The organism is [Zimmermannella] bifida NBRC 103089, assembly GCF_001570925.1.
GTDB classification, from domain to species: domain Bacteria; phylum Actinomycetota; class Actinomycetes; order Actinomycetales; family Microbacteriaceae; genus Gulosibacter; species Gulosibacter bifidus.
Genome location: NZ_BCSP01000011.1, coordinates 15,615 through 41,675, shown reverse-complemented (window position 1 = coordinate 41,675; position 26,061 = coordinate 15,615). Strand labels below are relative to the sequence as shown.

Here is a 26,061-nt window from a genome sequence, read left to right as displayed (position 1 = left end):
GCCCCGCTCGGCGGGCGGCGCGAGCCGTACCGGCACCCGCGGTCGACGCCCCTGGCCCGACCGTCACCGCATCCGTGCCCGCCTCGATACCGATGCCGTGGTCGCGCTCGGCGTCGACCTCGCGCGGTTGCGTGCCTGGCCCACGGCGCAAGAGCCCGAAATGCTCGGCTGGCTCGGACCCGACCTGCTCGATGCGGCACCCAACCTCGACGAAGCGCGCCGCCGCATCCTTGCCGAACCCGAACGCCCGATTACCGCAGCACTGCTCGACCAGGCCAATGTTGCTGGCCTTGGTAATGAGTACGTCACCGAAATGTGTTTTCTGCGCGGCCTGCTGCCGAACACCACGGTCGCCGACGCCGGTGACATCGGCGAATGGCTCGAGCTTGGCCGCGAGCTAATGCTTGCCAATCGCGACCGCGTCGAACGCACCTTCACCGGCAACCGCTTGCCCGGGCAAACCACCTACGTCTTCGCGCGCGGCGGTAAGCCCTGTCGTCGCTGTGGCACGACCGTGTTGCAGGGCAAACATGCCTCGGGTGTGCGCCGGGCAGGTGGCGGCACGTCTGGCGCCGGTGCGGTTGGGGTGCGGATGCGGTCCGATGACGATCTCGTCGATGGTGCCGGCCCCGGTGGGTTGCGCGAGTCGGCGTGGTGCCCGCACTGCCAGCGCTAGGCCAGTGCCCGGCTGCGCTGCCAATCGCGGTGCCAATCGCAGTGCGACGATACGCTTAGCCACATGACTGCGCCAACACCGCACGCCGCCATCATCCTCACCGGCGGCCGATCGAGCCGCATGAACAAGGTCCACAAGCCTGCCCTCGAGCTTTCGGGCAAGCCGCTGGCCGACCACGTCATTACCGCGGTGCGCGCCACCAACCCGGCAGCCCGCATCCTGATCGCTGGTACGTCTGAGGGGCTGACATCGCCCGAGGTGCAGACGCTGCCCGATTCGACGCCGTATGCCGGTCCCCTCGCGGGTATCTGCTCGGCGCTGCCGGGGCTCGACGACCTTACCGACGGCACGGTGTGCATCCTGGCCGGCGATATGCCATTCCTCAGCGCCGCAACACTGCAGCGCCTGGCCGAAGCCGCAACCACACGGCCCGCAAGCTGTGTTGATGGCACCGGCCGGATGCAGATGCTCGTGACCGCGTGGCCGTTAGCTTTACTGCGCCAGCAGGTTGCCGCGATAGACGACCCAAACAACGGCCCGGTCAAGTGGCTGTTTCGCGGCGTCGAACCGGTGCTGGTTTCGGTGCCGGATGCGGAACTGCGCGATATTGATACGCCGCAGGACTACCGGGCGGCCCAGGCAGCACGCTAGACCGCAGTGTTACCCAGGCAGCACGCGCCCTCACCCAGGCAGCACGCGCGCCCCAACCGTTGCAAATAATGCCCGGCATCGCACATATGTCGATGCCGGGCAATTACGCAACAGTTAGGCGACGGGTGCGCGCTAGGCGCGGATAATCTCCAGCGCCCGGTCGCGAACGCTCGCCATGAGCTCTGGCGTGGCGGCTTCGACATTCAGACGCAGCAGCGGCTCGGTGTTCGATGGGCGGATGTTCGCCCACCACCAGTCGCGGCCACCGTGCGTGAACGTCAGTCCGTCGAGCTCGTCAACGTCGGTCTCGCTGCTAAACGCGGTGTAGAGGCGCTCGTACGCGGCCGGAATATCGGCAACGGTCGAGTTGATTTCACCGGATGCGAAGTACGGCGTGTGCTGTGCGGCAAGTTCCGAGATGGGCAGGTCGGTGGCGCCAAGCTGCGCGAGCACGTGCATCGCGGCAAGCATGCCGTTGTCGGCACCCCAGAAGTCACGGAAGTAGTAGTGCGCTGAGTGTTCGCCACCGAAAATGGCGTTGGTGCGGGCCATCTCGGCCTTGATGAGCGAGTGGCCAACGCGGGTGCGTACCGGTTCTGCGTCCAGCGAGCGCACGGTCTCGGCGAAGTGGCGCGAGGTCAGCAGGTTGTGAATGATGTGCACTTCGGCGTCACCGGCGGCACGTGCACGGGCGATTTCGCGGATCGCAACCATGGTCGAAACGGCCGATGGCGAAACCGGCTGGCCCTGTTCATCCACCACGAAGCAGCGGTCGGCGTCGCCGTCGAAGGCAAGACCGATGTCGGCGCCCTCGGCGAGCACGCGCGCCTGCAGATCAACGAGGTTCTTCGGATCGAGCGGGTTCGCCTCGTGGTTCGGGAAGGTGCCGTCGAGCTCGAAGTACATCGGGATGATTTCGAGCGGCAGTGCAGCCAGGCCCGCGGCGGTGCCGAGCACAGCAGGTACGGTGAGGCCGCCCATACCGTTGCCGGCGTCGACGACGACCTTGAGCGGGCGAATGCCGCGCAGGTCGACGAGTTCACGAAGGTAGGCGGCGTATTCGCCGAGCACGTCAAGGCGCGCCTGCAAGCCCGGTTCGGCGACGGCAGGGATGCCGTCGGCAAGGTACGTGAGGGCACGGTCGCGGATGGCAGCGAGGCCGGTGTCGAGCGAGATGCCCTTTGCGCCAGGTGCCGAGATCTTGATGCCGTTGTAGCTGGCGGGGTTGTGTGAGGCGGTGAACATGGCCGCGGCAGCGTTGCGCACGCCCGAGGCGAAGTAGCTCATGTCGGTCGAGCACAGGCCGATCAGCTGCGGGTTGGCGCCGCGAACAAGGGCGCCTTCAGCGAATGCCTCGGCAAAGCCCGGGCTCGAATCGCGCATGTCGTGGCCGATAACCAGTTCGTTACCGGCGAGGTCGAGCTGGTCAACCGTCGCCGCACCGAGCGCGCGGACGGCAGGCACGGTGATGGTGTCGCCGACAAGACCACGAATGTCGTAGTTCTTGACGATGGCCTGAAGGTCACCGCGCTCGGCTTCTGGAGTAGCTGGGATTGCTTGCTGCATGCGCTCGAACCTACCGGTTAACGCACAAATTCGGCTCGCTTTGCCCGGCTCGGGGCCGAATTCACGGGGTATTTCGGCAAGAGTTCCGACTTGAGGCGGATACTTCTGGCGCCGAGAATCGTGTGCTCGATACCCGCAGTGGAAGTCGCACGAACTTGCGAAACAAGCAACTGACGGCCCCGCCGAATCGGGCGCTCGACGCGCAGGGGCGTTACGGGCGGGGTGGCTGCGTACCGAGGCTCGCAGGACGCATCATCGTCCAGCCCTCGGGTGGTGTCGTGCGCTCGGCATGAATCGGGCACAGATCGTAGCTGTGCGGGTCGGAACGAAACGACAGTGGACCGATGGCAACCATCTTGTCGGTGTAGTCAAACGTGAGTGTGAACTGTGCTTTTCGTGAGCACGACACTCGGGCGCAGGTCCGTGAACGCATACGGCCACTGTAGTCGCACCCGCAATTGTCCCGACACTCGGCGAATTTCGAGGATGCGGCACACCACGTAGGCTGGCAGCATGCGTTCCCCGATTCCTGCTCACGGTTCGCGCCGTTCGCGCGGCTCGCACAGCCGCCACGGCCGCAGCCTGCGTTCAAGCCCGACGGGACCGTTCCTGCCACAGCCGACCGGCCGCATCCCCCGTTTTAACCAGGTCGTTGGTGAAACGCTGGGCTTCTTGCGAGGTATGGCGCCCGAGCAGATGCGCGATGTGCGCGTACTGATTTCGCCGATGCCGGTGGATGAACGTGATCACCGTGGCATGCCTGCTGATGGCATGCAGCGCTGGCGGTGCAATCCCCCGCACGAAGTCGTGTTGTACCGAGTGCCTATTGAACGCCTCGCCCGCATGCCGCTGTCGAATCCCGAGCTACAGCCGCAGTATCGCGAGTACGTCGAGCGCACGGTAATCGCTGCGGTCGGGCAGCTGCTCGACGGTGGACTCGACGGGATCATCAACGACGATCTACTCGGCCCGCGTCACTAAACCCTGCGGTCCTCGCAGGAGTATCTCATCGCAGCATTCCTTGCGCCAGCAGCACCGAACTGACCGCTGTAACCGAGCTAGCGAACCACCTGAATCGGCGTGGCGTCGGGGTTACCCGAGAGCACTGGCATGCCCGAGATCGCGCCCGATCCCGAGTAGTAGACGGCCGCGTAGATCCCCTCGGCATTGTCGAGCGTCACATCAGCACCACTTGGCTCATCCATGTACACGGTGGTTCCGGCGCGTACGCGCACGTCCTTACCGTTGACTTTGAGCGTGCGATCGGCGTCAGACGGGTTCGCCAGGGCAAGCTTCGGGTTCGGCCCTTCGGCAATCGAGACCATGGTCTTGCCATTGATCTCTGGCGAGGATGCGATCCACGCAAATTCGCCGCCGTCGAGCGGTGCCATGCGACCACTCGCGAGAATTGGGGCATCGGCGTCGACCACGATGGTGTACTCGCCCTCGGGCAGTGTCGTGATCGGCATGTCGACCACGCGTCCCGCGGTCAGCGGCACTTCGTGCGTCGTGCGCTCGCCGCTGGCGCTGATGAAGGTGATCGTGGCATTGAGGTCGGTGTCACCCGGGTTCATCATGCGCACGACCGTACCGAGCGTCGTGGGCGCATCATCGTCCTGTACCGGACGAGCAAATACGTGCATCCCGGCAATAACCTGACGCGTTGCTGGCAGCGCCGTGGCGCTGGCAATGTCTGACCCCTTGGGGTGCAGCGATTCGATGGCCGTCTGGTGCACGTACGCGACCACGGGCGTACCGGTGGCTTCGACGCGCACCGCAATCGCCCCCGCATCCGCCGCGACACCGGCAAGGCTCACCTGCTTGCGCTCGCCCGGCTGCAGGACTGCTTCGGGGATCGTCGGGCGCACGGGGCCCTTGTCGGTGTACAGCGCAAAGTTCACGCGTGCCGGCACGTCGCCCGGGTTGATGACGTCAAGCACCGAGTTGTGTCCGGCGACCGTGTTGCCGGCGAGTAGCCACTGCGATGGCACCGGCTGGCTGCAGCTGGTGACCGAGAATCCACTCGACTTCTTGCCCGTGGCTTCGACGCTCTGCGAGACGCCGAGCTGGCTGTGCGTGTCGCCGTTCATGCCGGGAACCGAGTAGGCGACGGGCCCTTCGTCACCGAGTTCGGTGATCTTTGGCGCGCCCGGCGCCTCGGCCGCTTCGTGGATCTTGGCACTGCCAACCGAGCTGATCGCATCCGCCTTCGAGGTCAAGCCCAATTGCTGCAGCGGGCCGGGGCAAACGCGCACCTGCTCGCCCGGTTTCGGGGTGATCGTGGCGACGGGTGCCTGCGCGTGTTGTTCGGGCAGCGGCATCCAGCCGAGTACCCACACGCTCGAGGCGACGATTCCGGCGGCGCCGATAATGCCAACGGTTCGTGCGAACGCGGCCTTGTTGCGCGCGCTGCGAGCTTCGGCGACGCGGCTCTTGGGCACACGACGGGTGCGTGGCTTCGGTGCCTTTGGCAGCTTCGTACGGGTGCGCTTGCGGCCCATTCCGCGCGGCAGTTCGGCGGCGGTTGCCGATTCGGCAGCGTTGGCGGCAGACGCCGTGGCCGACGGTGCGCGCTCGTCGAGGTGCACCGGCGACTCGTCACCGGCGGGTTCCGGTTCGGGTTCGCCGGGGGTCACGGCAAGCGCGGCCGGTGCGGCGAGCGTGGTGGCTTCGGCGGTTACCGGATGCGGTTCCTCCGCCGGTGCCTCGGTTTCGCTTGCTTCGGGGTCGCCTGCTTCGGCAGCACCTGCCGGTTCGTCGGCGGATTCGCCCTCATCGACATTCGATTCATTATCAGTCGCTGCGACATCACCAGTTTCGGCGTCTGCGGCAGTAACCGTCGCAGCGTCGGCCACGGCACCTGCAACCGAGTCAGCAGCATCCGCATCCCCATCCGCACCTGCATCCGCACGGAATACCGGCACGGTTACCGGCGCCTGCAAGTTCAGCGGGCCCGCTCCTGCCGGCTGCGGTGCCGCAACCAGTTCGGGGTCGATGCCGAACGCGGTGAGCGTCGGGGTCTGTTCAGGATCAAACGTCGTCACGATCGCCTCCGGGCATGTCGATGTGCTCGCCGGTTGGCTGGTCTTGGTACAGGTCGGCTGGCGAGTCGAACGCGAGTTCGGTGCGCGTGGTGCCGCGGTCCAGATCGAACCAGCGCTTGCGTCCGCGACGCTGGCGGATACCGCGAGCGCGCGCTTCGATACCGCCGGTGGGCAGTGCGAGCAGAATCACGAAACACATCACGAGGCCCTGCACGATGAGCAGGGCACGACCGATGCCGTGTTTCAGGTTGTCAGTGTCGAGGGCTCCGGCCAGTGCCGGGTCGGTTGGGCGCTCAGCGGCGTTCTTCACCTGGAAGAGTGTGCCGATCTTGTCGACCTCACCGGCAGTCGAGAGCGCCTCGTTGGTCGACATCGCGGTGACCAGTCGCTGTTCGAGCACGGCACCGGCAGTCGGTGCGGGCTCGACGAGCACGAACCCAATACCGAGGTCGTGGAGTTCCGCAGTCGGGTTCGCGGCGCCGTCCGAAAGGAACTGCAGGGCCGTTTCGGCCAGGGCGCGGTCCGTTTCGGTGAGCTCGGTGTTCGTGGTCGAGAGCGTCGAGAATTCGTTCATCGTTTGGCCCGCGCCACGCTCAAGGTGCACGTTAATGCGATCGCTGCCGAGCGGCGTGATGACGAGCGTGCCGAGTTGGTTGGCGGCGGCACCCTGTGCTTCAACGAGTGCGGGCAGGGTGCGTCCGGTGGATGCGGCGACTTGCGAGTTGCCGTTCAGTTGCGCCGGCGCGATTGGTAGCGCGAGGGCGACGATCGCGAGCGCTCCGATGACGCCCACGATGGTGCCGCCCAAGCGCAGCGCGACCATGCCGGCGGCGGCCGCAATGAGTAGGCCGAGCAGCGCAACGGACTGCGCGCTGCCGATCCACAGCGGCACCCGCTCGCCCGCGTGGAACGCGTACGAGAAACCGCCGGCGATGCCCGCGACGACGAAGCCACCGCAAGCAAGTGCAATACCCGCGAGCGCGACACGCCAGGTGCGGGTAAAGAGCCCCGAGATGGCCAACGCAACAAGCGGGATCAGCAGCAGCACGAGCATCCACCAAATCACCGGATTGTCGCTGATGTTGGCGATTACGCCACGCCACCCGCCAACGCTGGTCGTTGGGAAGAGTGTCAGGACTTCCCAACCGCGCGTGGGCTCGGCAATGACTGGCAGGCCCGGGTCGGCGAAGACCGCGAACGGACGGCCACGGTTGAGGTGGGTGATGCCCAATGGCATGAACATGACCAGCGTTGGGACGCTAGCGAAGAAGATGCGAACCCAGCCGCGACCGGCAAGCGGAAGTGCGATAAGCCAGAGCACCACCAGCAGTGGCAGCAGCATTGGCGAGCAGGCCGCGACGATGAGTGCGAGCAGCGAGCAGCAGGCGGCAGCGGCCCAGGAGCTTGCGGCACCGATTCCGGTGAATAGCAGCCAGGGCAGCACCAGGTGCACGATGACGCCGCTGAGGCGGCCTTCCATGAGCGCGCTGAAGAGCGTCGGCGACATCATCCATGTCAGCGCAACGATGGCGCGCGGCCAGGGGCGTTCGGTCAGTCGCGCGGCGAGGAACCAGGCACCGATGCCGGATGCGGGAATCGCGATCAGCCAGAGCATGTGGATGCTCTGGCTCGGTTCCCAGAACGTGGTGGTACCGAGGAACGCGAGCAGGTAGTTGAACGGGTCGGCCACGCCGACGCCACCGCCAGTGTCGCGCAAGCCGTATCCGGTGTTGCCCCAGAGCTCGGCGATGTTGCCCGAGAGCGGTAGTAGTGCGCCGCCGGTAATGGTGGCGGAGTGCACGAGTGGGAAGAGCAGCACGAGCGAGAGCACGCATCCGAACAGCGCGATCCAACCGCCACCGCCGGTAATGAAGTTGTAGCGATCTCGATGCTGTTGTGTGGCGGCGCGGTATTCGTCACGCTTGTTCGCTTGGAGTTTGCGCCACTCGCCCGGTGACACAAAGAGTTTCGAAAGGCTCTGCGTGGAGTGCTGTTTCGTCGCCGCGAACTGTTTGCGTGACTGCAGTACGCCGGTGCGGAAGAACCAGACCCTCAGTGCCGCGCGCCAGTCCGGAATAATGCGCCCCGGGGTCTTGCGCAGCAGGTGCATGATCGAGCGCAGCAGGGTCTGCGGCAGCAGGAAGAGCCAGCGCAGAATGAATTCCGGTAGCGACGACCATGAGAGTTGTCGGTGCAATTGGGCTTGGCGACGGATGCGGTACTTCTGCAGCGGGCGTGTGCGACGGCCAAAGTGCGTGGTCCCCATCGCATCTGTGTCGCTAGCTTCGACGCGTGCGCGCGGAGTGAGTAGTACGCGACCGCCACTGAGCCAGGTGCGGACACAGAAGTCGAGACCGTCGTCGACAGCGTCGAGTCCTTCGTCGAAGCCGTTGAGTCGATCCCAAGTGTCGCGGCGCACGAGCATGCCGCCCGCGGCGACCGCAAGGACGTCGGAGAGGTGCTCAAACTGGCCCTGATCGATCGCATCCTGGTGCAACCGCACAGCGATGCCCGAGTGCGTTAGCGATTCGCCGTATTCAACGATGCGTGCCGGGTCGTCGCTGTGGACGATTTTTGGTCCGGTGACCTCGAGCGATGGGTTGCGTTCGGCGGTGTCGAGCAGCGCGTCAAGCGCGTCGGGCTCGGGGGCATTGTCGGCGCCAAGGATCCAGTACCAGTCGTTGCTGAGTTCGGGATCGACTCCCAGCTGCTTACGGCGTTCGCGTTCTTCGGCGTCGGCTTCGTTGCAGTAGTCAACGGCGGCTTGGATCGCACTGGGGAACGTTGTCGAGTCGTCCAGGCGCAGATATTTATCCGGCCCCGCATTCCGCATCAGTACCTCGGTGCGGTCGCGGGAACCCAGGTCCACCATGACCGTGCGGTTCGGGGCGCACGTTTGCGCCTCGAGCGCGGGTAGCGTTCGAGTGAGGGCCGTTGCAGCGTTCTGCCCAACGACAATTGCAGTAACTCTTGGGCGCATCAGGTGAATGCTAGGCAGTGGTTGGGTGCGGAATACACATTAGGCACGGCAAGCCGAAATACTGAATCCGTTTCAGTTGCCGCCGGTACCCGTTGTGCGCCCTGCCGTCCGCATCGTGAGTGTGGGATGAGTGATGCGGATGCGCGTGGGCGCGGTACGGATGTGGCTCGGCTGGGATTGCCCCTTGGTATGGCGCGCTCCGCGCAGTGGTTGCCCGGAGATCGCGGCTGCGAGCTAGGCCTGGCGGCGCAGCTTGCGGCGCTCGCGCTCCGAGTAGCCGCCCCAAATGCCGAAGCGCTCGTCGCGCTCGAGTGCGTATTCGAGGCACTGCGCGCGAACTTCGCACGACTGGCAGATCATCTTTGCGTCGCGCGTGGAACCGCCCTTTTCTGGGAAGAACGCTTCGGGATCGGTCTGTGCGCAAAGAGCATCGGCCTGCCATGCCAGTGGATTGTCGTCACCAACGTGGTGCTCGGTACCGGGCACACCCAGTTCGAGCGGATCAACAAACCAGTTTTCTGGCACTGGTCGAATCATCTTCGCCATAACACAACTCCCCACATTTCAACGAGCGACTTGCCCGCCTCACATATGTAATTACAGCGGTGTAGTTAGCTCGCGTCAAGGCAAAATTCGGAAACCCTAACCCCTGCCTTGAGACTTTCCGGTTATTCCCAGTCACGGAGTGTCGCAGGTTTTGGGAATTGTTCACCTGGCGTTCCGCGTCAGACCGCGGCGCGCCTGACGATTGCCCAGAATCGGCCGCATCACTTGCAGCCATGTCAAATCCAGCGACGAAACCGCCAGAATCGACCGACTTAGCGCAGTGGCAGCGCCGTTCCCGGTTCGATACCGGCCGAAGCGAGCACGCAATCTCCCGCACCAGCAATGTGCACTGGTGCTTCTTCCGGGGTAATGAAATACGAATCACCCTGGTTCAAGGTCACGCACTCGCCGCTCGCACCCGTCACGGTAAGCGGGCCATTGAGTCCGAGCAAAATTGCCGGCCCGACGAAGTGCGCCTTGACCGAAACGTCGTCGCCACACACGCGCTGTACCTGAAAGTCAGGTTCTTCGGGTTTAAACAGCTGCAGCCCGTGCTCCAGGTTAAGCGGCGCCAAGAACGGCGGCGGTGTCGGCGATGCCCGCAACACGCGCAGCAATTCGGGCACATCAATGTGCTTCGGCGTCAGTCCACCGCGCAGCACGTTGTCACTCGCGGCCATGACCTCAATGCCAACGCCGTCAATATAGGCGTGCAGTACGCCCGCCTGCACGTAGATCGCTTCGCCGCGCTTGAGTGCCACGTGGTTCATCAGCAGCGCGGTCAGGCAGCCAGCATCGTCAGGAAACGCCGCACGGATGCGCGCAAGGTTGCGTCGCTCACGCGGGTACCGGCAGCGCTCGGCACTCGTCGGTGCGTCGTCGAGCCAGCTGTCGAGCGCGGGCACCGCAGCGGCAACTTCGGGGTCATCGCTGAGCAGCCACGCCACAAGTTCGAGCATGGCGCCTTCCGATTCTGCTTCGCGAACGCGGCGGGTGAATACCTGGAACGCGAGGTTTTCTGGTGCGGCGTCGGCGATGGCAGTGACCAACTCGCAAACCTCAGCTTGCGCACGGAATCCCGCGAGCGCATCCATCGTTTCGGTGAGCGCAATCAGCAGTTCAGGTTTGTGGGATGCATCGCGATAGTTACGATTCGGCGCATCCATCGGCACGCCGCGTTCGTTCTCGAGGGCGAACCCGGCCCGAGCTTCAGCAAGTTTGGGGTGTGCCTGCAGCGAGAGCGGTTGCGCGGCGGCCAGCACCTTCATCAGGAATGGCAACTGTGGCGCCTCGCCTTCGCGCAGTCCGGCCGCAAGCGGGCCGAGCGCGGTTTCGGGATGCTGTGCAATCACGTCGCGCAGGTCGCGGCAGCCGGGTACGACTTCGGCATCCACGAGCTGGCTTGGTGAGCCGTGGTGTGCGCCGAGCCACAGCTCAGCTTGAATCGGTGCCGATCCGTTCGCATCCGCAGCATTTTCGGGTTCGACAAGTGCCGCGCCCGAACCTATGACCTGCGAAATGGCGCCCTTCGCACCCCACGAATAGCGCATGGGGCTGTTTTGAATCGACAACAGCATCCCAGGCAGGCTACAACGACTCGGTAACGCCTTGCACGCTCACGACCGAAATCACCCGACCAAATCATGACCGCATGCAAGAATTGCGCCCATGTCGTCTCAACTCGTGGGGCGCGTTCGCGCGCTCGGTCTCCGCCTGCCATGGCAGCAAGCGACCGAGATCCGCGGATACTCGAAGGCGATGATGCTGTCGCTGGCGATGATCATCGTCGCGTTTAGCGGCGATCTGTTCCGCTACACCATCGGCTGGACTGGCTACGGCCTGATTGTGCTCGGACTCGGTGCACTGTCGGTCGTCGTAATGCGACGCCGGCGCCCGAAGCTCCACCTCTTGCACTTGCCGTACATGCTGGTGGCGTTTGTGTCTTGGTGCTGGCTGTCGGTGTTGTGGAGCGGGTACCAGCTCGAGACCGTGGCCGGGGCTGCGATTCAGACCCTGACGATGGCGGCGGCCTCGATGATGGCGGTTTCGCTCGGTCGCTTTCAGTTCTTGCGTACGTTCGCGTTTGGCATGCGCTTGTTGGTGTACGGCTCGCTGCTGTTTGAACTCGGGGCGGCACTGTTCGCTCCCTATGGCGTGGTGCCGCCTACGTACCTGCGTACGAACTTCTTGCAGCAGGTGCTGGGCGACTCCGCTCCCCTATCTGCGCAACATATTCCCGGAAGTTACTACTGGACACATTCCGAACTATTCCAGGGCGGCCCGCTACAAGGTTTGATGGGCAACCGAAACCTGCTGGCGCTGGTGGCACTCTTGGCGATCATCACCACCCTGGCCGAACTTGCTGACGGCATGATCGTGCGCTGGCGCGCGACACTGGGGGTATTGGCGGGAATCGGCGCGATCGTGTGGACCGATTCGGCCACCGTGTACGTGACGATCGCGTTTGTGGCGCTCGGTGCCGCGCTCGTGGTGGCGGGTCGCCGGCTCGAGCGGGGGCAGCGGTGGATGCTCTATGCCTCGGTCGGTACCGTCTTGGTCGTTGGTGCTGTGCTCGTGATCGTCAATAACAATGCGATCTTCGCGATGATGAACCGCAGCTCGGACATGTCGGGACGCGGCACGATTTGGCGTGCCGTCATCAATCTGGGCGTGGAATCGCCCGTGCTGGGTCAGGGCTGGATTAGCTATTGGGCACCGTGGCTGCCCGAGTTCCAACAGCTCGCCATTATCGAAGGCGTGCCGTACCACCAGGCCCACAATGCGTTCCTTGATGTGTGGATGCAGACGGGAACGATTGGTGCGCTGCTGTTTGCCGCACTGGTGTTCACGGCGTTGGTTCGCACCTGGTGGCTGGCGATTGACTTGCACGATATTCCGTTGATGCCGCGACCTAAGGTGAACGCACGCCGCGCGCATCCGTCATATGCCGTCGCCGCACCGTTCTTCTTGACGATTGCACTCACGGTGCAAGCGATGACCGAGTCGCGGTTGTTGATCGAAGGAAATTGGCTGCTGCTGTGCTACTTGGCGATGTTTGCGAAGCTGCGTTCGTCGAACGCACCGCTGCGTCCGCGGCAGGCAGGAACGGTGAAGCACGCAGACAGCGAGCTCGCGCTCGACCTGCGCGTCGACTAGTTGCAGTAGGCGGTTCACGACTGACGCGGCCACCTGTGCACGTGTTGCAGGCCTGCATAAGCCTCAGCCCTGCATGAATCTCAGGCCTGCATCCCCATAACCGCGCGCCCGCACCGGCACGCACGCACTGCGCCATGTGCATCCGTACAGCGACTCTCCCGGCACAGCAAAGAGGGAGCGGATCCGCAGATCCACTCCCTCTTCGTGTTGTCGAGCGACGGCTCGTTATCGGCTGAGTCGGCGCGATGCCGCGACCAGAATCACACCAGCCAGACCGACGGCGGCCAGAATCAGCACACCAGCAATCGTGAGGGTGCTGCCGGTTTCGGCCATGACGCCCGAAGGTGCGGCTTCGGCCTGTTCGGCTTCGCTGTTTGCCGCGTTATCGGTTGCCGCGGCATCCTGGCTCGGAATCTCCTGCGCGCGTGGCACAACGCTCATCGAGCCATTGTTGTCACCGGCGTTCGGAGCAACCGGTTGCGAGGTCGACGCGCCGTCCTTCTTTGCGTCAGCCTTTGGTGCAGCGTGTGCATCCGAGTTGTTCATCGGCAGATCCTGTGGCGCTGCCGGCTTCGGAATCACGCTCATTGCCTCGGGCTTCGCTGCTTCAGAGTCGCCTGCCTGCGGTTCAGCTGGTGCTGCTTCAGGCGTGACTTCTTCAGCTGGCACGGGGTCTGGCGTTGCCGTTTCAGCTTCACCCTTGCCCTTGGACGCTGACGAGTTCGCGTTTACGCCAGCGGTTTCGGTCGGCTTCGCCGTTTCGGTCGGCGTCGCGGATGCAGTGGGTTCCGGCTTCGTAGTCGGCGTCGGCTTGGGTGCCGGCTTCACCGTCTCCGTGGCGCTCGGCTTCGGCTCAGGTTTCGGCTCAGGCTTGATTTCCGGCTTTGGGTCCGGCTTCGGTGCTTCTACCGGAGCGTCAGTCGGACCGAACCAGTCGGTGAACAGGCGCCAGAAGTTGCGGTTACCGTACGACGAGCATCCGTCGCCTTCGCCGTAGAGGTTGTTCATCGCGGCCTCGTTTGGCGTGTACGGGGTGTAGATGTATAGCGATGCGGTGGCGACGTTTTCGACGTAGACGCTCTTGGTGCCGCACGATCCGTCTGGGTTATAGAGGATGTTGTGCGTGCGGCCGGCGCGGTAGCCGAAGCTGTCCGGGTTGTTCTTGTAGTTCTGCAGCTGGCCGGCAGCGTCAAAGACCTGATTGAAGAAGCCGGCATAGTCGGGGTGGCACCAGCCTGGGCGGTTGGGGTCGTCCGGGCAGTAGTAGCCCATGGCGCGGTCGTAGCGCCATTCGGCAGGGTTGTCCATGGTGACCAGCGAAGTTTCCTTCTCAAGCATCACCAGCAGAACCTTGGGGTTGATGTCGCAGGACTTTGCCACCTTCTCGATGATGGTGGCGGCGCTTTCGTTGCGCTGTCCGACGTACCCCTTGCAGAGGTTTGCGGGGTACGACTGGGTGTCCTGGCGGTGGTCCTTGAGGCAGTTGCTGCCGGTGCAGTTCTGGCCCTTTTCGTCGAGGAACTTCTGGATCTCGTCCGCGTTCATCGAAGTTTCGTCATAGAACTGTTCGTCGGTGATGATCATGCCCGGATTGAACTTCGACGCGTCGGCAGCTTCGGCGCTCTGGCTAACGACCGAGGCAATGGCACCGGTCGCGAGCAGGCCGAGGGCGGCGATCGCGACGACAAACTTGTTGGCAAGCGTACGCACTAGAGCACCTCCGTGGTGGTGGCTTCTGAGGTGCCGCTGACGCCGTCACCGGTGTATTCGACGGTGACCTTCCAGTCAGCGCTTGGGTCGGCACCTTCGAGCACGACGAGCGGGCACGAAGTGCTCTGCGCGTCGGGTACTGCAGCAGCTTCGCCAGTGAGTGTTTCGCCGGATGCGCTGGTGGCGGTGACCTTGCAGGTGCCGTCGCCGATGTGGCCGGTTACCACGGCACGGGTTTCGATGTTGCCGTCGACAAGGGTGGCCTCGGTGACGATTACGGTGAGCTCGCCCACGGCGCCATCGGTTTCGGTGGGCGCGGTGGTCACTGCTGGCGCAGCGGTAGCGTCGGTGGCACTGGTTCCGGCGTCGTTGGCAGCTTGGCTGCACCCGGTGAGCGCAAGGCCCCCGGCGAGCAGGGCCGCGAGGGCGCTCGCGCCACGCAAGTACTTCAGCGATGTCGACATGGTTTCCCCTAGCTTCGGCGTGTCGTCACTCTTATTGACATGAGTCACAGTAGTCACATCGATCACACTTGTCACGGGAAAATGCGAAAACGCCGGCATCTTTTATCAAGATGCCGGCGTGTCGCACCGAATTACACTGATGTAAGTATTAGTGCACTTTTTGCTAGATCAATGCGGCGCGGAGTGCCTGCAGGTAGCAGAATCCCCAGCGTTGAGTCGGCTCAAGAACGGCCGATTCTGCCCACTCGTTCCATGCGTTCACGATGACGATTCGGTGGTCAGGGTCGCGAAGCGCAACAGCCTCAACTGTGGCACGCATCCATCGACGGAACGTGTAGGGGTTTGCCCCCACCCAGGCGTGAGGCTCCCATTGACGACGGGCCGTGTTGTCAAACCCAACCATCGCACCCGGGAAGTCCGTTTCCGGGAAGTCGCCACGAAGACGAGCGATGGCCGCGTTGCACATGCCTTGATAGCTGAACAACCCACCCTGGAAACGCTCACGAACACCAAGCCCGTCGTGCGCAATAGCGATGTACTCGTGGTTGTGCGGCGGGAAGGCGAGCGCGCCCTGGATACCTGCCTCCATGTACGAGGCGTTCAGGCCGTCGAAGTTTGCACCGACGTCCACGGACATCAGGTGCAGTTCCCCTACCCCAGCCTCGCGAGCACGACGTCGCCATTCTTCGATAACCTGCTGGTAGTTCGGCAACTGCGCAATGCGATAGACCGCGAGCACCGCTGCACCATCAACACGCAGGTATCGCTCATCCTGCAGGAGCGGCATAACGTCATCGATGAAGTTCTCGGCTGGAACCTTGTCGTACTCCTGTGCGATGAGTACGTTCTTCGAGTCACCGTCCCAGCGGCGGGTCCAGTTCTCATTTGCCCACATGATGCAGAACGGCTGATCAATGTCGGATTCGACCAATCGGTTGATGGGCATTTCCATCAGCTTGTGACCCGAGAACCAGTAGTAGTAGTACATGAACGCGTGCACGCCGAAAGCCTTCGCCAGCTTCGTTTGTTCCTCGCGAACTTCATCCATGCGCAGGTCATAAAAGCCGAGCTCAGCCGGCAGCAATGGCTGCGGGTGCCCCTGGAACACTGGCTTGGCCTTCGAAACGTTGGTCCACTCAGTGAATCCCTTGCCCCACCAGGCGTCGTTCTCGGGGAACGTGTGGAATTGCGGCAGGTAGAACGCCATCGCCTTCGCCCGGAACTCGGGGTCGCTTAGCACCTGAACGAGTCCGTCTCGATCCAGCGGTTCCGCAACCGCTTCGACATCTTGACGCTCCTGAATGACATAGCCGGCCTCAAGCGCAAGAATGCCAATGAGTCGCTCGATAGCGTGCGCGGTGGTCCCGTCGATCTGCCCAGCTTCGGTTTCGAAGTCTGGACGGTCCATCATCAGCGAGCGCAATCCCTGCAGCACGAACCCGCGAATCCAGTAAATGGAACCGGATGGGAATTCAAGATCGTCGTGCTTGTGCGGCAGACGAATTCGGCGAAGGATTTGCTTGACGTGCTCTTCGTCACCGCCCCACTGGTCGGCATACGCAATCGACCCTTCTGAGGTCACAACACCAATACCCGGGTTTGCCGCGAACGCGTTGAGAATAGTCTCGACGTTCTCGGGAGTGCCGAGCAGGTCTCGATAGAACCCTTCCTTCCACTGGTCGCCCGACCCAGAAAGCGTCTCGTGCTGTTCACGCCAAGCACTCTTCTTGGTGTGGATTTTGAAGACCAGATCATACGGGTCCAACATGCCCGCGTTGACAACCTGCAGCAGCGGCCAAATGTCCCGACCGTGATTCTCGACGGGAAGGATCCGTACGTTCTTGGCACCGCTCGGCAAGATGTCCGCCTCGGTAATCGTGGCGTTGGATGCATTGGTCACGATGACGTCAAACGGCACCTTGATGTTGGCAAGCTGCTCAACGATTTCCGACACCAGGTCGTCGTAGTACACGTGCAGGTGCACACCAATAGGCGCCGGTTCGACGAACGGCGGGAAGTCAACACGCCATTTCGCCGGGAAGCCGACAAAGTGCATCCCTTCGTACCGGTGCAGCCACGAGCCAAAGCCGCACCCTTCCTTCGAGTCTTCGGCCACACGGGTCCGCCCAGCCACTAGGTCTCCGACAACCTCTCGGCCACGGATCAACCGGCGCTTGACACCCTCTTTAGTAATACGGCGCAACGTGTTGCCTTCCTCTTATGTCTCTAGTTTCGTACCAACGGGCAGCTCCGTATGCCGTGACCGCTAGCACCATTCTGCGATGTCGATGTCGAATTCTCGGCGAAGCAGCTCGGGGATTCGCTCTCCCTGCACACCCACGCTCGGACGCGTGATCAGTTCGCGTTTCAGGAACGGAACGCCCTCGCGCAGTACCTGCAGCCATGCAGAAATCATCGGATTGAGCGTGGAGTGACGCAGCAGTTGCGGCTCAATGTAGGCAGCTTGCACGAACCCCTCTCCATAGAGCGTCCGTGACAGCCCGAGTTCGTAGTTGTTGATGATTTCTTGCTTGTCAGCATGCACGCGCACCTCGGTCCAGAACTTCTGGAAGACCTTTGCTTGCAGCACATCTGCGGTGTAACCGATGAAGTAGCTCTGCAGGTGCGGGGTCACTTGGTAGTTACGGACGAGTCCCCATGCGTCACCGAGATCGCGTTCGAAGTCGTCATAGATGGGATCCATGTTCCAGAATGGCCCCAACAGCGAATCGTTGACCTGCAGCACACGCTCTGCGCTGAAAATCTGTGGCTGATGCAAGAACCCAACGGCCCAGCTACCGAAGTCATAGCCAATGTTGGGCTTTCGAATAATTGCTGGTTCCCCTTCGAGGGGTTCAGAAAAATGCAGCGGTTGCGAATCTGTACAAGCGCTCACGATGAGCACCTCGTAGTCACGTGCAAAGAGCGAGTTGACCAGCGCGGCGAACGACTTCGACATGATCGGCGAAAGCGACCACTGCGCGACGACGGCGACACGGGATGGAGACGGGCTGATTCGAGCCGACGTCTCCCAATGGATCTGCGGCAGGATGCCCTCGTAGAACAGGCTGCGCACGTTAACCCCGTCGGCCACGAACGGCCCGCATAGCGCGCATCCCCGCTCGCACCGGTAGCGTCAACTGCCACGAGCGCGAAGCCCGCAGCTCCTTCACCTGGTTGGCAAACATCGCAGCGCTTGCTTGCTCCGCAGCCACGCGACGCTCCAACCGGTCAATTCGCTGCTGCAGCTGCCGAACCGTGAGTTGCGCGGCACGCAGTTCGCTCTGCAACCGCGCTTCTTCCGACAGTTTTCCCGCAGAAGTGCTCATCTCTTCCCTCTCATCATTGCGTGCCATAAGTGTACGCAAGCGTTACCGTCGGTAGACTCTGCACCGCCCAGCTTTTAACCGGGCAAGGAACGAGAGCATCAATGAACGAACCATCAAAGGCTCAACAGGTCGCCGAGGCGCGCAACACTCGAATTGCTTCGCTGACCCTTGAACCAGTGGGTCCACAGCGCCGAGGCGCAGCAGGATTCATCGAAGCAGTTACGGACATTTGGCATCGCCGCGAGATGCTTGGTCTTCTGGTTTCACGAGAAATCACCGCTCGGTACAAGGACTCAGCCCTCGGGTTCCTTTGGGGCCTCGTTCGTCCACTGACACAGTTGCTCGTCTACTACCTGGTACTGGGGCACTTCCTCGGTGCTGCACGGTCGATTCCCGAATTCGCTGTCTTTATTTTTTCGGGTCTTACTATCTACGGCTTTGCGTCAGAAGTCCTGATGTTGATGACCGGGTCAATCGTCGGCAACTCCGGACTCGTTAAGAAGGTCTACCTACCGCGCGAGGTGTTCCCCTTGGCAGCACTCGGTTCCGCGGCCTTCAACTTCATGCTGCAGATGCTGGTACTCCTTGCCGCCGCGCTGCTTGCCGGCACGTTCAACCTTGGCTGGAACTTGGTTTACGCATTGGCCGGTATCACAATTGTCTTGCTCTATTCAATGGCCGCCGGTCTGGCTCTCGCCGCAGTCAACGTGTATTTGCGTGACGTGCAGTATCTCGTAGAAGTCATCGTGATGCTCATGATGTGGACGTCGCCAATCGTGTATTCGTGGACTTTCGTCGGCACTGCATTTGCCGATCTCGGATGGCCTGCTTGGCTGAACGAAGTGTTCATCAATAACCCACTCACTCTCGCGGTCATCTCGTTCCAAGCAGCATTCTGGGCACCAGGTTTGCCGCCGGCCGCCCCAGGCGCTGACCCAACGTTCATGTTCCCGGAATTGTTCAAGCTCCGCCTGCTTATCGCAGGTGTTGTCGGCCTCATTCTCGTATTTCTTTCGCAGCGCCTGTTCTCGCGCCTGCAGGGCAACTTCGCACAGGAGCTTTAGAACATGCAGAAATTCATCGAAAGCCCTACCGTCATCACGGTAGAAAACGTCTCGAAACGATTCGTCGTACACCAGGACAAGTCGCTCAAGGATCGAATCCTGCACCCGCGTAGGACTGCAGCACACGCAGAAGATTTCTGGGCTCTGCGCGACCTTTCACTCGACATTCATTCCGGCAACACCATTGGGCTGATCGGCCCAAACGGCTCCGGTAAATCAACGCTCCTGAAAATCATCGGCGGCATTCTTAGCCCGACTACCGGACGTGTTTTGCAGCGTGGCCGAGTCGCGGCGCTGCTCGAACTTGGTGCGGGTTTTCACCAAGACCTCACCGGGCGAGAAAACATCTACCTGAACGCCTCTATCCTCGGGCTTTCAAAGAAACAAACTGACAAGTACTTCGATGAAATCGTTGCATTCTCAGGCATCGAGAACTTCATCGACACCCAGGTGAAGTTCTACTCGTCGGGCATGTACGTGCGCCTCGCCTTCGCTGTAGCCGTTCACGTAGATCCCGATATTCTGCTCGTCGACGAGGTGCTCGCGGTCGGCGACGAAGCATTCCAACAGAAGTGCTTGGACAAGATTCGCTCCTTCCAAGAAGAGGGCCGCACGATCATCATGGTTACGCACACCCTGTCGCAGATCGAAGAGTTCTGCACTCGAGCGCTGGTTCTGGGTCAGGGGCAGGTCGTTTACGACGGCAACCCGATTGATGCGGTGAAAGTGCTCCGCAGCGGTTTCGAAAGCTTGGTGGATGCCGACGTCGCGCGCGAGCGCATCGCGCGCGAGCTCCGAGAGAACGAAGCCGAACGCGAACGCCGCAGCCAGGGCGCCATCAGCGAGATTCGCTCGATCGTCGAGGGTGGGGTGTTGCACCCAGGAGGCAACCTCACCGTTGAAATCGATGTTGACATCAAGAATGAGTTGCCAGGCTGGAACCTCGGTCTTTCGCTGACCAACGGCCTACAGCAGATGGCGATGATGACAAGCGCTCACCGAGCAGGCTTGAAGGGCACCACGCTTACGCCCGGAACGCACACACTGCGCGCGACTTTCCCGAACATGCACCTGCCCAAACAGGAATACACCATCAGCGCAGCGCTTTACGACGGCAGCGGTGCAGAGATCAGCCGTTTCGAGGACGCAGCTGCGTTCACCGCAGAAACCGACGAACGAGCGGCTGGTTTGCACTACTCCCCCGTTAACCTCGAGATTGCGAACTAGCTCCAGCACTCCTGTCCGTTAGAGAGGTAAAGCCATGACCAAGATCGTCATGACCTTGATGGTGCGCGACGAGGCCGACATCATCGCTGCCATGATCGAGCACCACCTGGCGCAAGGCATTGATTTCATCATCGCGACCGACAATGCCTCTACAGACGGCACTCGGGAGATCTTGCAGCAATACGCGGATGCTGGCGTGCTCGAAGTCAACGATGACCCACGGCTCGAAAAGCAACAAGCCGAAGTTGTGACAGCGATGGCGCGTCGAGCAGCTCAGAAGTATCAAGCCGACTGGGTGATCAACGCCGACGCAGATGAGTTCTTCTTCGCGGCGAATGGCGGCACAGTAGCGGAAGCGCTTGGCCGCATGCCCGCGAACGTGCAGAGCTTCGATGCGCCGGTCCGCAACCTCATGGGGCTTCCGCTAAAGGCAGGCTCTGCGGCCTGCTCCCATGTGTGGCGCGACGAACGCACTATCGAGGCCCTCAACCGGGTCGGGCTCCACGCCCACCCAACACAGGACTGTGTGCACCGCGCCAGCGAAACGGTCAACGTCGTGCAGGGCAACCACGCGACGGACCTACCCCTCACCGAAGACGTGCCTGCCGACGCTGCACTCGAAGTCCTGCACTTGCCCTACCGAACCTGGGACCGCTATCGGCATCGAGTAGAGATCACGGCCGAAGCCTATCGTCGCTCAAATCGAACGCCATCCCCTCGGCATCACGGCATGCGCGATGCCCGCTGGTTGGAAAGCGGAGTGCTCGAACCGGTTTTCATCGCTCGTCATCCGAACGCAAATGGTGGTGAAGGATTCGTACTCGATACACGAGTAAAAGACGAGCTCGAGCAGTTGCGCAGTGGCCAGGCTGTTCTCCCCAAAGCGCTGTCAGCAGCGCTTGCCGCGCCGGTGACCATGGGCAATATTGACGAAGGACGCAACCAATTTGCGCTAATTGGCCCGTGGCTCATCTCTGAGGCAGAGTACAAAGCCCAGCTGGAATACCGGACGCAGGAGTTCTATGAGCTCCTGCAAAAGGATGAAAACACGGCAGCAGAACTCGCGACCCGGACCGACCAACTTGACGTAGCAAGAGCTCAGCATGCCCAAATAGAAGCGCAACTTGCAGCGAAGACCGCTGAGGCTGACGCATTACGCTCCATGATGGCTGAACTCACGTCCAGTCGAGCGGTTCGCACCGCTGCCTCAGTCTTTGTGACCGGTTATGACGGGGAAACTTACGGACGAGGTCTGGCATCGTTACCGCGTAAAGCGATCAACCGCCTTCGGAAAGCAGCGTCAAGCGGGCGAACTCCAAGGTCCGCAACAGTCTCAACACCGGCTCCTACAGACGCAACGAAGGATGCGGATCCACACCCGGCGGAATCCGCCGATCTCGCCGCAACGATCGAACGCGAACGTGAGCGCAAAGACAGCTACGCCGTATTCCAGCAACTATGGCAAGATCCCCCATCACCGGTGGTTCTCCTCGGCAAACCGGATCGCTCGGCCACCCCATTGATCATGTGCTTGTGGAACCGGCGAGAGCGCATAGAAGAAATTCTGCAACAGCTTGACGAGCAGGTGGATGCCCAAACGAATGCGCGAATGAGCTTGCGCGTCATCTTTTGGAACAACTGTGCTCAGGACCAGGAATGGTACGAAACACGCATTCGTGCGTTCGCGCCCAGCGGTGCAGTTTCGAGCGTTGAGTTCGTCCAAAGCCCTCGAAACATCCGCGGAATCGGTCGTTTTATTGCGGCTCGGCACCTAGCCAACGAAGGTTCCACGGGGGCATTCCTCATGTTGGACGATGATGAAGACATTACGCCGACCTCGCTGACGACGCTGCTATCCGCCGGCGGTACGCGAAAACTCGCTGGGTTTTGGTCTTGGCGAGTAGACCCTCTCGACTATTGGCAGCGGGAGCGTGCCGCTGACGGAGAAAAGGCTGACTACGTGGCTACCGGAGGGTGCGTTTGTGACTTCGAACTCGTACGCGATGATGCGTTCTTCAACGAACTGCCAGAACCCGGGCTCTACATTGAGGACGCTTGGATGAGCAGGTTTGCTGGCCACAAGGGTTGGGATCTGCGTGCGGTCGATCTCCCGATCTCGTTCGTGCTTCACGAAACGAATCAGTACAACGAGCTTGTTTGGGACAAGGTCGCGTTCTGGAAGTCATTGAACGACCGTTACCCATTACAGGACGCCTGACGACTTCACAAAAACCTTTGGGGCGGGCAAAACAGCCCTAACGACTGTGCCCGCCCCAGAAAGGCGCTGATTAGCCGCGCCGACGCATGTAGTCGTCGAACGTGTAGCCGTTCAGGTAGTACTGGTAGGCCGAATTATTGCTTCGAATGCTGTCATCGTAGCTGCGCTGAGGGTTGTACTTTGCACCAGCAGGAATAGTTGGCATTCGGTAGTCGAGCAGTCGCAGGTCGACCGAGGTCGCTGGCACCGTCCGCTCATCACTGCATGAGGCCCATGAAGCACGCGCATCACCGTAGCTATCCCAACCTCGATTCGAGGTTTCACGGGTCCGAACCATGTTGAACACGATGCAGCTGTCTGGGTCATGCGGGCCGCCGTACCAAGCGTCGTTCGTTGGCTGGAACAGGACCTCTCGGTGTCCAGCAGAATTCCACCAAGAACGAACTGAATGGACGCCGCTTAGATCGAAGTACCGCTCTGTCAGATCTCCGTTGGAGTATGCGACTTCATTACCATTGATCGCCCCGTCGTGTGCGCCGATCGAGCCATGTGCATCTGCGTGACGCTGCGACAGATCCGAATATGCATTGATGCCGACTCTAAACCGTGAGGCAGGAAGTGCCGACAATCCATGCTCCACTCGAATCTTGTTGTATTCGGTCACGAAATTGTAGATTTCCGTGGGCGTGACGTCATCCTTCGCGAGCCCTGCGGGACGGACGATATGCCACGGCGTCTGTGAAGCGTTCCCACACTCAGCGAGCACTGACTTGTCTTCGAGCCCCCGACCAGCTCGAATAATCTCTCGTTGTTGGGTCGTGTCTTCGAACGGGTTCAGCGCGAGCAACCGCTGCGCCGAGGTCCGGGCCTGTGTACCCGTGCATGAACCGTAGGAAAGCAGCAAGGGAGCCTTGTGCTTGGCCGCCAGTGGGGTCGCAACCAACGCATCTGGGAACTTGTTTGCAGCAGCTACGTACACCTTGTAGGTAGCATCGGGGTAGAACCGGTTCACAATTTGCGCGTTTGTCTCGAACCGGTCTGCCCCTGCGAAACGGTAAACGTAGTATCCGCCAAAGTCGTATTTCAGCACCTTCTCACCGCCGGCAAGGTAAATACGCCTCACCTTTGACAGTTGCTGAATGGTCGCTTTAGTTTCTGGGGTAAGCCCGCTGGAGTGGCCTAGCAGAATCGGAGCGTCCATGCTGGTTGCTGCCGAACCCGCAGTAAGTGCATCCGGGAAATCCCATCCGGTAGCGATAAAGACAGTCAACGTATCGGGGAAAAAGGTAGTCGCCAGCATCCCTGCGGTTTCGTGACGATTCGAGCCGCCATAGCGTTCGGTTTTTGCGTTCGGCAAGAACCCCTTCAACTCGTTGATCGCTGCCGCAGGCACTGCGCTTTCCCCGCCAACGATGATTACTCGCGATGGCTGTTGCCGCTTCAACGCCGTGACTGTTTCAGCCGGGAGTTTGTCACCCATCGTCAACAGAATCGGTGCGCCAAGTTTCGCCGCGACGGGGCCAGCCGCCAGCGCATCGGGATACGTAACACCAGTGGCAAGTACTGCAGTTCCGCCGGTACCCGTCGCGACTTGGGCCGCAACCTTGTCAGCGGTTGCAAACCGGTTGTCACCACCAATTTCCGAACCGTTTAGAATCGCAGCATCTGCGCTCATTGGCGCGATCAGCACCGATCCAAGTGCTGCAATCGATGCCGCGACCACCAATATTCGTGTAAGGACATGCCGAGCCATACCTACCCCTGACTGAAAAGCTAAGAATCCGAATGAAATTACTTGGATCCTAACTAACGGACAGGTCGATTAGGCAAGATTGACGAGCTTTACACGAATACGCCAAATTAATTCGATTTAGTCATGCTTCGCGTTGAACCAACTTTGTATTTCACGTCACCAGCATTAATTACCGGTAGAGCGTTTTAGTTCCAGGATGTGGTGCAGGTAACGGCCATAGCCGGACTTCTTGAGCGGCCCAGCAATCTCGAGCAGTTGCTCATCGGTAATCCAGCCAGCGCGCCAAGCGATCTCTTCGATGCAGCCGAGCTTGAGACCCTGACGGTCTTCGATGACCTTGACGTATTCCGACGCTTGCATCATCGATTCGAAGGTTCCGGTGTCAAGCCAGGCGGTACCGCGAGCAAGCTCGAATACCTCGAGTTCGCCACGTTCCAGGTACTCCTGGTTGATCGACGAGATCTCCAGCTCGCCACGGTCGGAGGGCTTAACGTTCTTAGCAATTTCAACGACCTTGTTGTCGTAGAAATACAGCCCCGGAACCGCAAAGTTCGACTTCGGGTTTTTCGGCTTCTCTTCGATCGAGACCGCCTTCATGTTTTCGTCAAACTCGACAACGCCGTATGCCGTTGGGTCGGCTACCTGATACGCGAAAATCAGACCGCCCTTAACTTCGCCGTGATTGCGCAGCGAGGAACCGAGACCGACGCCGTGGAAGATGTTGTCGCCAAGCACGAGCGCCACCGAGTCATCCCCGATGAACTCTTCACCAATAATGAATGCTTGCGCGAGACCGTCAGGCGAAGGCTGCTCAGCGTATTCAATTCGGATACCGAGGTGCGAACCGTCACCGAGCAGGTTTTGGAACTGCGAGTTGTACTCGGGCGTCGTGATAATCAGGATCTCGTTGATGTCCGCCATCATCAGCGTCGACAGCGGGTAGTAGATCATCGGCTTGTCGTAAATCGGCATCAACTGCTTGGAGATGCCCTTGGTGATCGGCCAAAGACGCGTGCCGGATCCGCCGGCGAGAATAATGCCCTTCATGACTTAGTTCTCTCCTTCGTTCAGCGACTTGTAGAACGCGAGGCACTGCTCGTAGTCAGGCAGCAGGCCCTGGTCCTTCGCACCGTTAAGACCCGGAGCATCCGTGTCCTTTGGCGAGAGCAGCAGTTCTTCTTCGGGCATACCAAACTCAAGTCCCACCGAGGAGCACAGCGGGTTGATGCCGTGCTCACGGCCAGGTGCGTAGGTTGCCGAGCAGAGGTAGCTCACGGTTGAGCCGTCCTCGAGCGCAACGAACGCGTGCCCAAAGCCCTCGGGAATGTAGATGGCACGACGGTCGACGTCGTCAAGACGTACACTGTCCCACTTACCGAACGTCGGCGAGCCAACGCGAATGTCAACGACGAAGTCGATTACCGCGCCGCGCGTACACGTCACGTACTTCGCCTGGCTTGGTGGCACATCGGCGAAGTGAATACCGCGAACGGTTCCGCGCTTCGACACCGAAGTATTCGCCTGCTTGAGGTTAAGCGGGTGTCCCACCGCTTCCTCTAGCTTGTCGAATCGGTAGTACTCAAGGAACACGCCTCGGTCGTCTGGAAACTGACGCGGCGTGATTTCAAAAGTGCCAGGGATGCTGAGCTCTCGGATATCCATACGGGCAGTCTAGAG

Annotated in this window: 21 protein-coding genes; 7 read left to right on the top strand and 14 right to left on the bottom strand. The window is 61.3% G+C overall.

Annotation, left to right across the window (positions count from 1 at the left end; genetic code table 11):
• Both ZBI01S_RS08055 and mobA read left to right on the top strand, forming a co-directional pair.
• The coding region (locus ZBI01S_RS08055) for an Fpg/Nei family DNA glycosylase (RefSeq protein ID WP_066058941.1) at positions 1-676 on the top strand (676 nt) is incomplete at its 5' end.
• Between the two features lie 63 nt (positions 677-739).
• Positions 740-1,327, top strand: a complete 588-nt coding sequence (mobA, locus tag ZBI01S_RS08050) for a molybdenum cofactor guanylyltransferase (protein ID WP_066058936.1) — start codon at positions 740-742, stop codon at positions 1,325-1,327.
• Positions 1,328-1,459: 132 nt separating this feature from the next.
• On the opposite strand, the gene ZBI01S_RS08045 is transcribed toward mobA, so the two are convergent.
• Positions 1,460-2,893: a phosphomannomutase/phosphoglucomutase gene (locus ZBI01S_RS08045; RefSeq protein ID WP_066058933.1), complete on the bottom strand. Its 1,434-nt coding sequence runs from the start codon at positions 2,891-2,893 to the stop codon at positions 1,460-1,462.
• Between the two features lie 211 nt (positions 2,894-3,104).
• Positions 3,105-3,326, bottom strand: a complete 222-nt coding sequence (locus ZBI01S_RS08040; protein WP_066058930.1) for a DUF3499 family protein — start codon at positions 3,324-3,326, stop codon at positions 3,105-3,107.
• 80 nt (positions 3,327-3,406) lie between these two features.
• Between ZBI01S_RS08040 and ZBI01S_RS08035 the strand changes: the two genes are divergently transcribed.
• Positions 3,407-3,874: a hypothetical protein gene (locus ZBI01S_RS08035; RefSeq protein WP_066058927.1), complete on the top strand. Its 468-nt coding sequence runs from the start codon at positions 3,407-3,409 to the stop codon at positions 3,872-3,874.
• 77 nt (positions 3,875-3,951) lie between these two features.
• Here the strand turns inward: ZBI01S_RS08035 and ZBI01S_RS08030 are convergent, their stop codons facing one another.
• From ZBI01S_RS08030 to manA, 4 genes are all read right to left on the bottom strand, one after another.
• Positions 3,952-5,937: a DUF5719 family protein gene (locus ZBI01S_RS08030; RefSeq protein WP_066058924.1), complete on the bottom strand. Its 1,986-nt coding sequence runs from the start codon at positions 5,935-5,937 to the stop codon at positions 3,952-3,954.
• Entirely contained in the window at positions 5,924-8,917 is a 2,994-nt protein-coding gene (locus tag ZBI01S_RS08025) for a glycosyltransferase family 2 protein (RefSeq protein WP_083524632.1), read from the bottom strand. The genes ZBI01S_RS08030 and ZBI01S_RS08025 overlap by 14 nt, the downstream gene beginning before the upstream one ends.
• Before the next feature lie 234 nt (positions 8,918-9,151).
• Positions 9,152-9,463 carry a WhiB family transcriptional regulator gene (locus ZBI01S_RS08020; protein WP_083524631.1) on the bottom strand — a complete coding sequence of 104 codons (312 nt, stop codon included), beginning with the start codon at positions 9,461-9,463 and terminating at the stop codon, positions 9,152-9,154.
• A 272-nt stretch (positions 9,464-9,735) separates the two neighbouring features.
• Complete coding sequence (gene manA / locus ZBI01S_RS08015) at positions 9,736-11,040, bottom strand: mannose-6-phosphate isomerase, class I (protein WP_066058918.1); 1,305 nt, start codon at positions 11,038-11,040, stop codon at positions 9,736-9,738.
• 91 nt (positions 11,041-11,131) lie between these two features.
• Here manA and ZBI01S_RS08010 point away from each other — a divergent pair, with 91 nt between their 5' ends.
• A complete protein-coding gene (locus ZBI01S_RS08010) occupies positions 11,132-12,619 on the top strand; it encodes an O-antigen ligase family protein (RefSeq protein ID WP_066058915.1) in 1,488 nt (495 codons plus the stop codon).
• 225 nt (positions 12,620-12,844) lie between these two features.
• Here ZBI01S_RS08010 and ZBI01S_RS08005 read toward each other — a convergent pair whose 3' ends face one another.
• The 5 genes from ZBI01S_RS08005 to ZBI01S_RS07985 form a co-directional block, all read right to left on the bottom strand.
• Positions 12,845-14,329, bottom strand: coding sequence for a LasA N-terminal domain-containing protein (locus tag ZBI01S_RS08005; protein WP_066058912.1), 1,485 nt, complete (start codon positions 14,327-14,329; stop codon positions 12,845-12,847).
• Positions 14,329-14,793 (bottom strand): hypothetical protein, encoded by a 465-nt coding sequence (locus ZBI01S_RS08000; RefSeq protein ID WP_066058909.1) that lies wholly within the window; start codon positions 14,791-14,793, stop codon positions 14,329-14,331. Before ZBI01S_RS08000 ends, ZBI01S_RS08005 begins: the two co-directional genes overlap by 1 nt.
• Before the next feature lie 163 nt (positions 14,794-14,956).
• Entirely contained in the window at positions 14,957-16,927 is a 1,971-nt protein-coding gene (locus tag ZBI01S_RS07995; protein WP_245610585.1) for a glycoside hydrolase family 99-like domain-containing protein, read from the bottom strand.
• Positions 16,928-17,059: 132 nt separating this feature from the next.
• Complete coding sequence (locus ZBI01S_RS07990; protein WP_066058903.1) at positions 17,060-17,887, bottom strand: rhamnan synthesis F family protein; 828 nt, start codon at positions 17,885-17,887, stop codon at positions 17,060-17,062.
• Positions 17,871-18,122: a hypothetical protein gene (locus tag ZBI01S_RS07985; RefSeq protein ID WP_066058900.1), complete on the bottom strand. Its 252-nt coding sequence runs from the start codon at positions 18,120-18,122 to the stop codon at positions 17,871-17,873. The genes ZBI01S_RS07990 and ZBI01S_RS07985 overlap by 17 nt, the downstream gene beginning before the upstream one ends.
• A 101-nt stretch (positions 18,123-18,223) precedes the next feature.
• Between ZBI01S_RS07985 and ZBI01S_RS07980 the strand changes: the two genes are divergently transcribed.
• From ZBI01S_RS07980 to ZBI01S_RS07970, 3 genes are read left to right on the top strand one after another with little or no spacing between them, the layout of a single operon-like run.
• Positions 18,224-19,186 carry an ABC transporter permease gene (locus tag ZBI01S_RS07980; protein ID WP_066058897.1) on the top strand — a complete coding sequence of 321 codons (963 nt, stop codon included), beginning with the start codon at positions 18,224-18,226 and terminating at the stop codon, positions 19,184-19,186.
• Positions 19,187-19,189: 3 nt separating this feature from the next.
• Positions 19,190-20,413 carry an ABC transporter ATP-binding protein gene (locus ZBI01S_RS07975; RefSeq protein ID WP_066058894.1) on the top strand — a complete coding sequence of 408 codons (1,224 nt, stop codon included), beginning with the start codon at positions 19,190-19,192 and terminating at the stop codon, positions 20,411-20,413.
• 34 nt (positions 20,414-20,447) lie between these two features.
• Positions 20,448-22,631, top strand: a complete 2,184-nt coding sequence (locus tag ZBI01S_RS07970) for a glycosyltransferase family 2 protein (RefSeq protein WP_066058892.1) — start codon at positions 20,448-20,450, stop codon at positions 22,629-22,631.
• A gap of 70 nt (positions 22,632-22,701) precedes the next feature.
• On the opposite strand, the gene ZBI01S_RS07965 is transcribed toward ZBI01S_RS07970, so the two are convergent.
• The 3 genes from ZBI01S_RS07965 to ZBI01S_RS07955 all read right to left on the bottom strand — a co-directional run bounded on the left by ZBI01S_RS07965 (position 22,702) and on the right by ZBI01S_RS07955 (position 26,046).
• Positions 22,702-24,354, bottom strand: coding sequence for a cell wall-binding repeat-containing protein (locus ZBI01S_RS07965; RefSeq protein WP_066058889.1), 1,653 nt, complete (start codon positions 24,352-24,354; stop codon positions 22,702-22,704).
• A gap of 195 nt (positions 24,355-24,549) precedes the next feature.
• Positions 24,550-25,431, bottom strand: a complete 882-nt coding sequence (gene rfbA / locus ZBI01S_RS07960; RefSeq protein ID WP_066058886.1) for a glucose-1-phosphate thymidylyltransferase RfbA — start codon at positions 25,429-25,431, stop codon at positions 24,550-24,552.
• 3 nt (positions 25,432-25,434) lie between these two features.
• Complete coding sequence (locus tag ZBI01S_RS07955) at positions 25,435-26,046, bottom strand: dTDP-4-dehydrorhamnose 3,5-epimerase family protein (RefSeq protein ID WP_066058882.1); 612 nt, start codon at positions 26,044-26,046, stop codon at positions 25,435-25,437.
• Between the last annotated feature and the right edge of the window lie 15 nt (positions 26,047-26,061).

What these genes read in the sequence shown, in the direction of transcription:
- ZBI01S_RS08025 (WP_083524632.1), bottom strand. Translation starts at nt 8,917, where the DNA reads ATGCGCCCAAGAGTTACTGCAATTGTCGTTGGGCAGAACGCTGCAACG.
- rfbA (WP_066058886.1), bottom strand. Translation starts at nt 25,431, where the DNA reads ATGAAGGGCATTATTCTCGCCGGCGGATCCGGCACGCGTCTTTGGCCG.
- ZBI01S_RS07955 (WP_066058882.1), bottom strand. Translation starts at nt 26,046, where the DNA reads ATGGATATCCGAGAGCTCAGCATCCCTGGCACTTTTGAAATCACGCCG.
- ZBI01S_RS07980 (WP_066058897.1), top strand. Translation starts at nt 18,224, where the DNA reads ATGAACGAACCATCAAAGGCTCAACAGGTCGCCGAGGCGCGCAACACT.
- mobA (WP_066058936.1), top strand. Translation starts at nt 740, where the DNA reads ATGACTGCGCCAACACCGCACGCCGCCATCATCCTCACCGGCGGCCGA.
- ZBI01S_RS08000 (WP_066058909.1), bottom strand. Translation starts at nt 14,793, where the DNA reads ATGTCGACATCGCTGAAGTACTTGCGTGGCGCGAGCGCCCTCGCGGCC.
- ZBI01S_RS08040 (WP_066058930.1), bottom strand. Translation starts at nt 3,326, where the DNA reads ATGCGTTCACGGACCTGCGCCCGAGTGTCGTGCTCACGAAAAGCACAG.
- ZBI01S_RS08045 (WP_066058933.1), bottom strand. Translation starts at nt 2,893, where the DNA reads ATGCAGCAAGCAATCCCAGCTACTCCAGAAGCCGAGCGCGGTGACCTT.
- manA (WP_066058918.1), bottom strand. Translation starts at nt 11,040, where the DNA reads ATGCTGTTGTCGATTCAAAACAGCCCCATGCGCTATTCGTGGGGTGCG.
- ZBI01S_RS08035 (WP_066058927.1), top strand. Translation starts at nt 3,407, where the DNA reads ATGCGTTCCCCGATTCCTGCTCACGGTTCGCGCCGTTCGCGCGGCTCG.
- ZBI01S_RS07985 (WP_066058900.1), bottom strand. Translation starts at nt 18,122, where the DNA reads ATGAGCACTTCTGCGGGAAAACTGTCGGAAGAAGCGCGGTTGCAGAGC.
- ZBI01S_RS07975 (WP_066058894.1), top strand. Translation starts at nt 19,190, where the DNA reads ATGCAGAAATTCATCGAAAGCCCTACCGTCATCACGGTAGAAAACGTC.
- ZBI01S_RS07970 (WP_066058892.1), top strand. Translation starts at nt 20,448, where the DNA reads ATGACCAAGATCGTCATGACCTTGATGGTGCGCGACGAGGCCGACATC.
- ZBI01S_RS08010 (WP_066058915.1), top strand. Translation starts at nt 11,132, where the DNA reads ATGTCGTCTCAACTCGTGGGGCGCGTTCGCGCGCTCGGTCTCCGCCTG.
- ZBI01S_RS08020 (WP_083524631.1), bottom strand. Translation starts at nt 9,463, where the DNA reads ATGGCGAAGATGATTCGACCAGTGCCAGAAAACTGGTTTGTTGATCCG.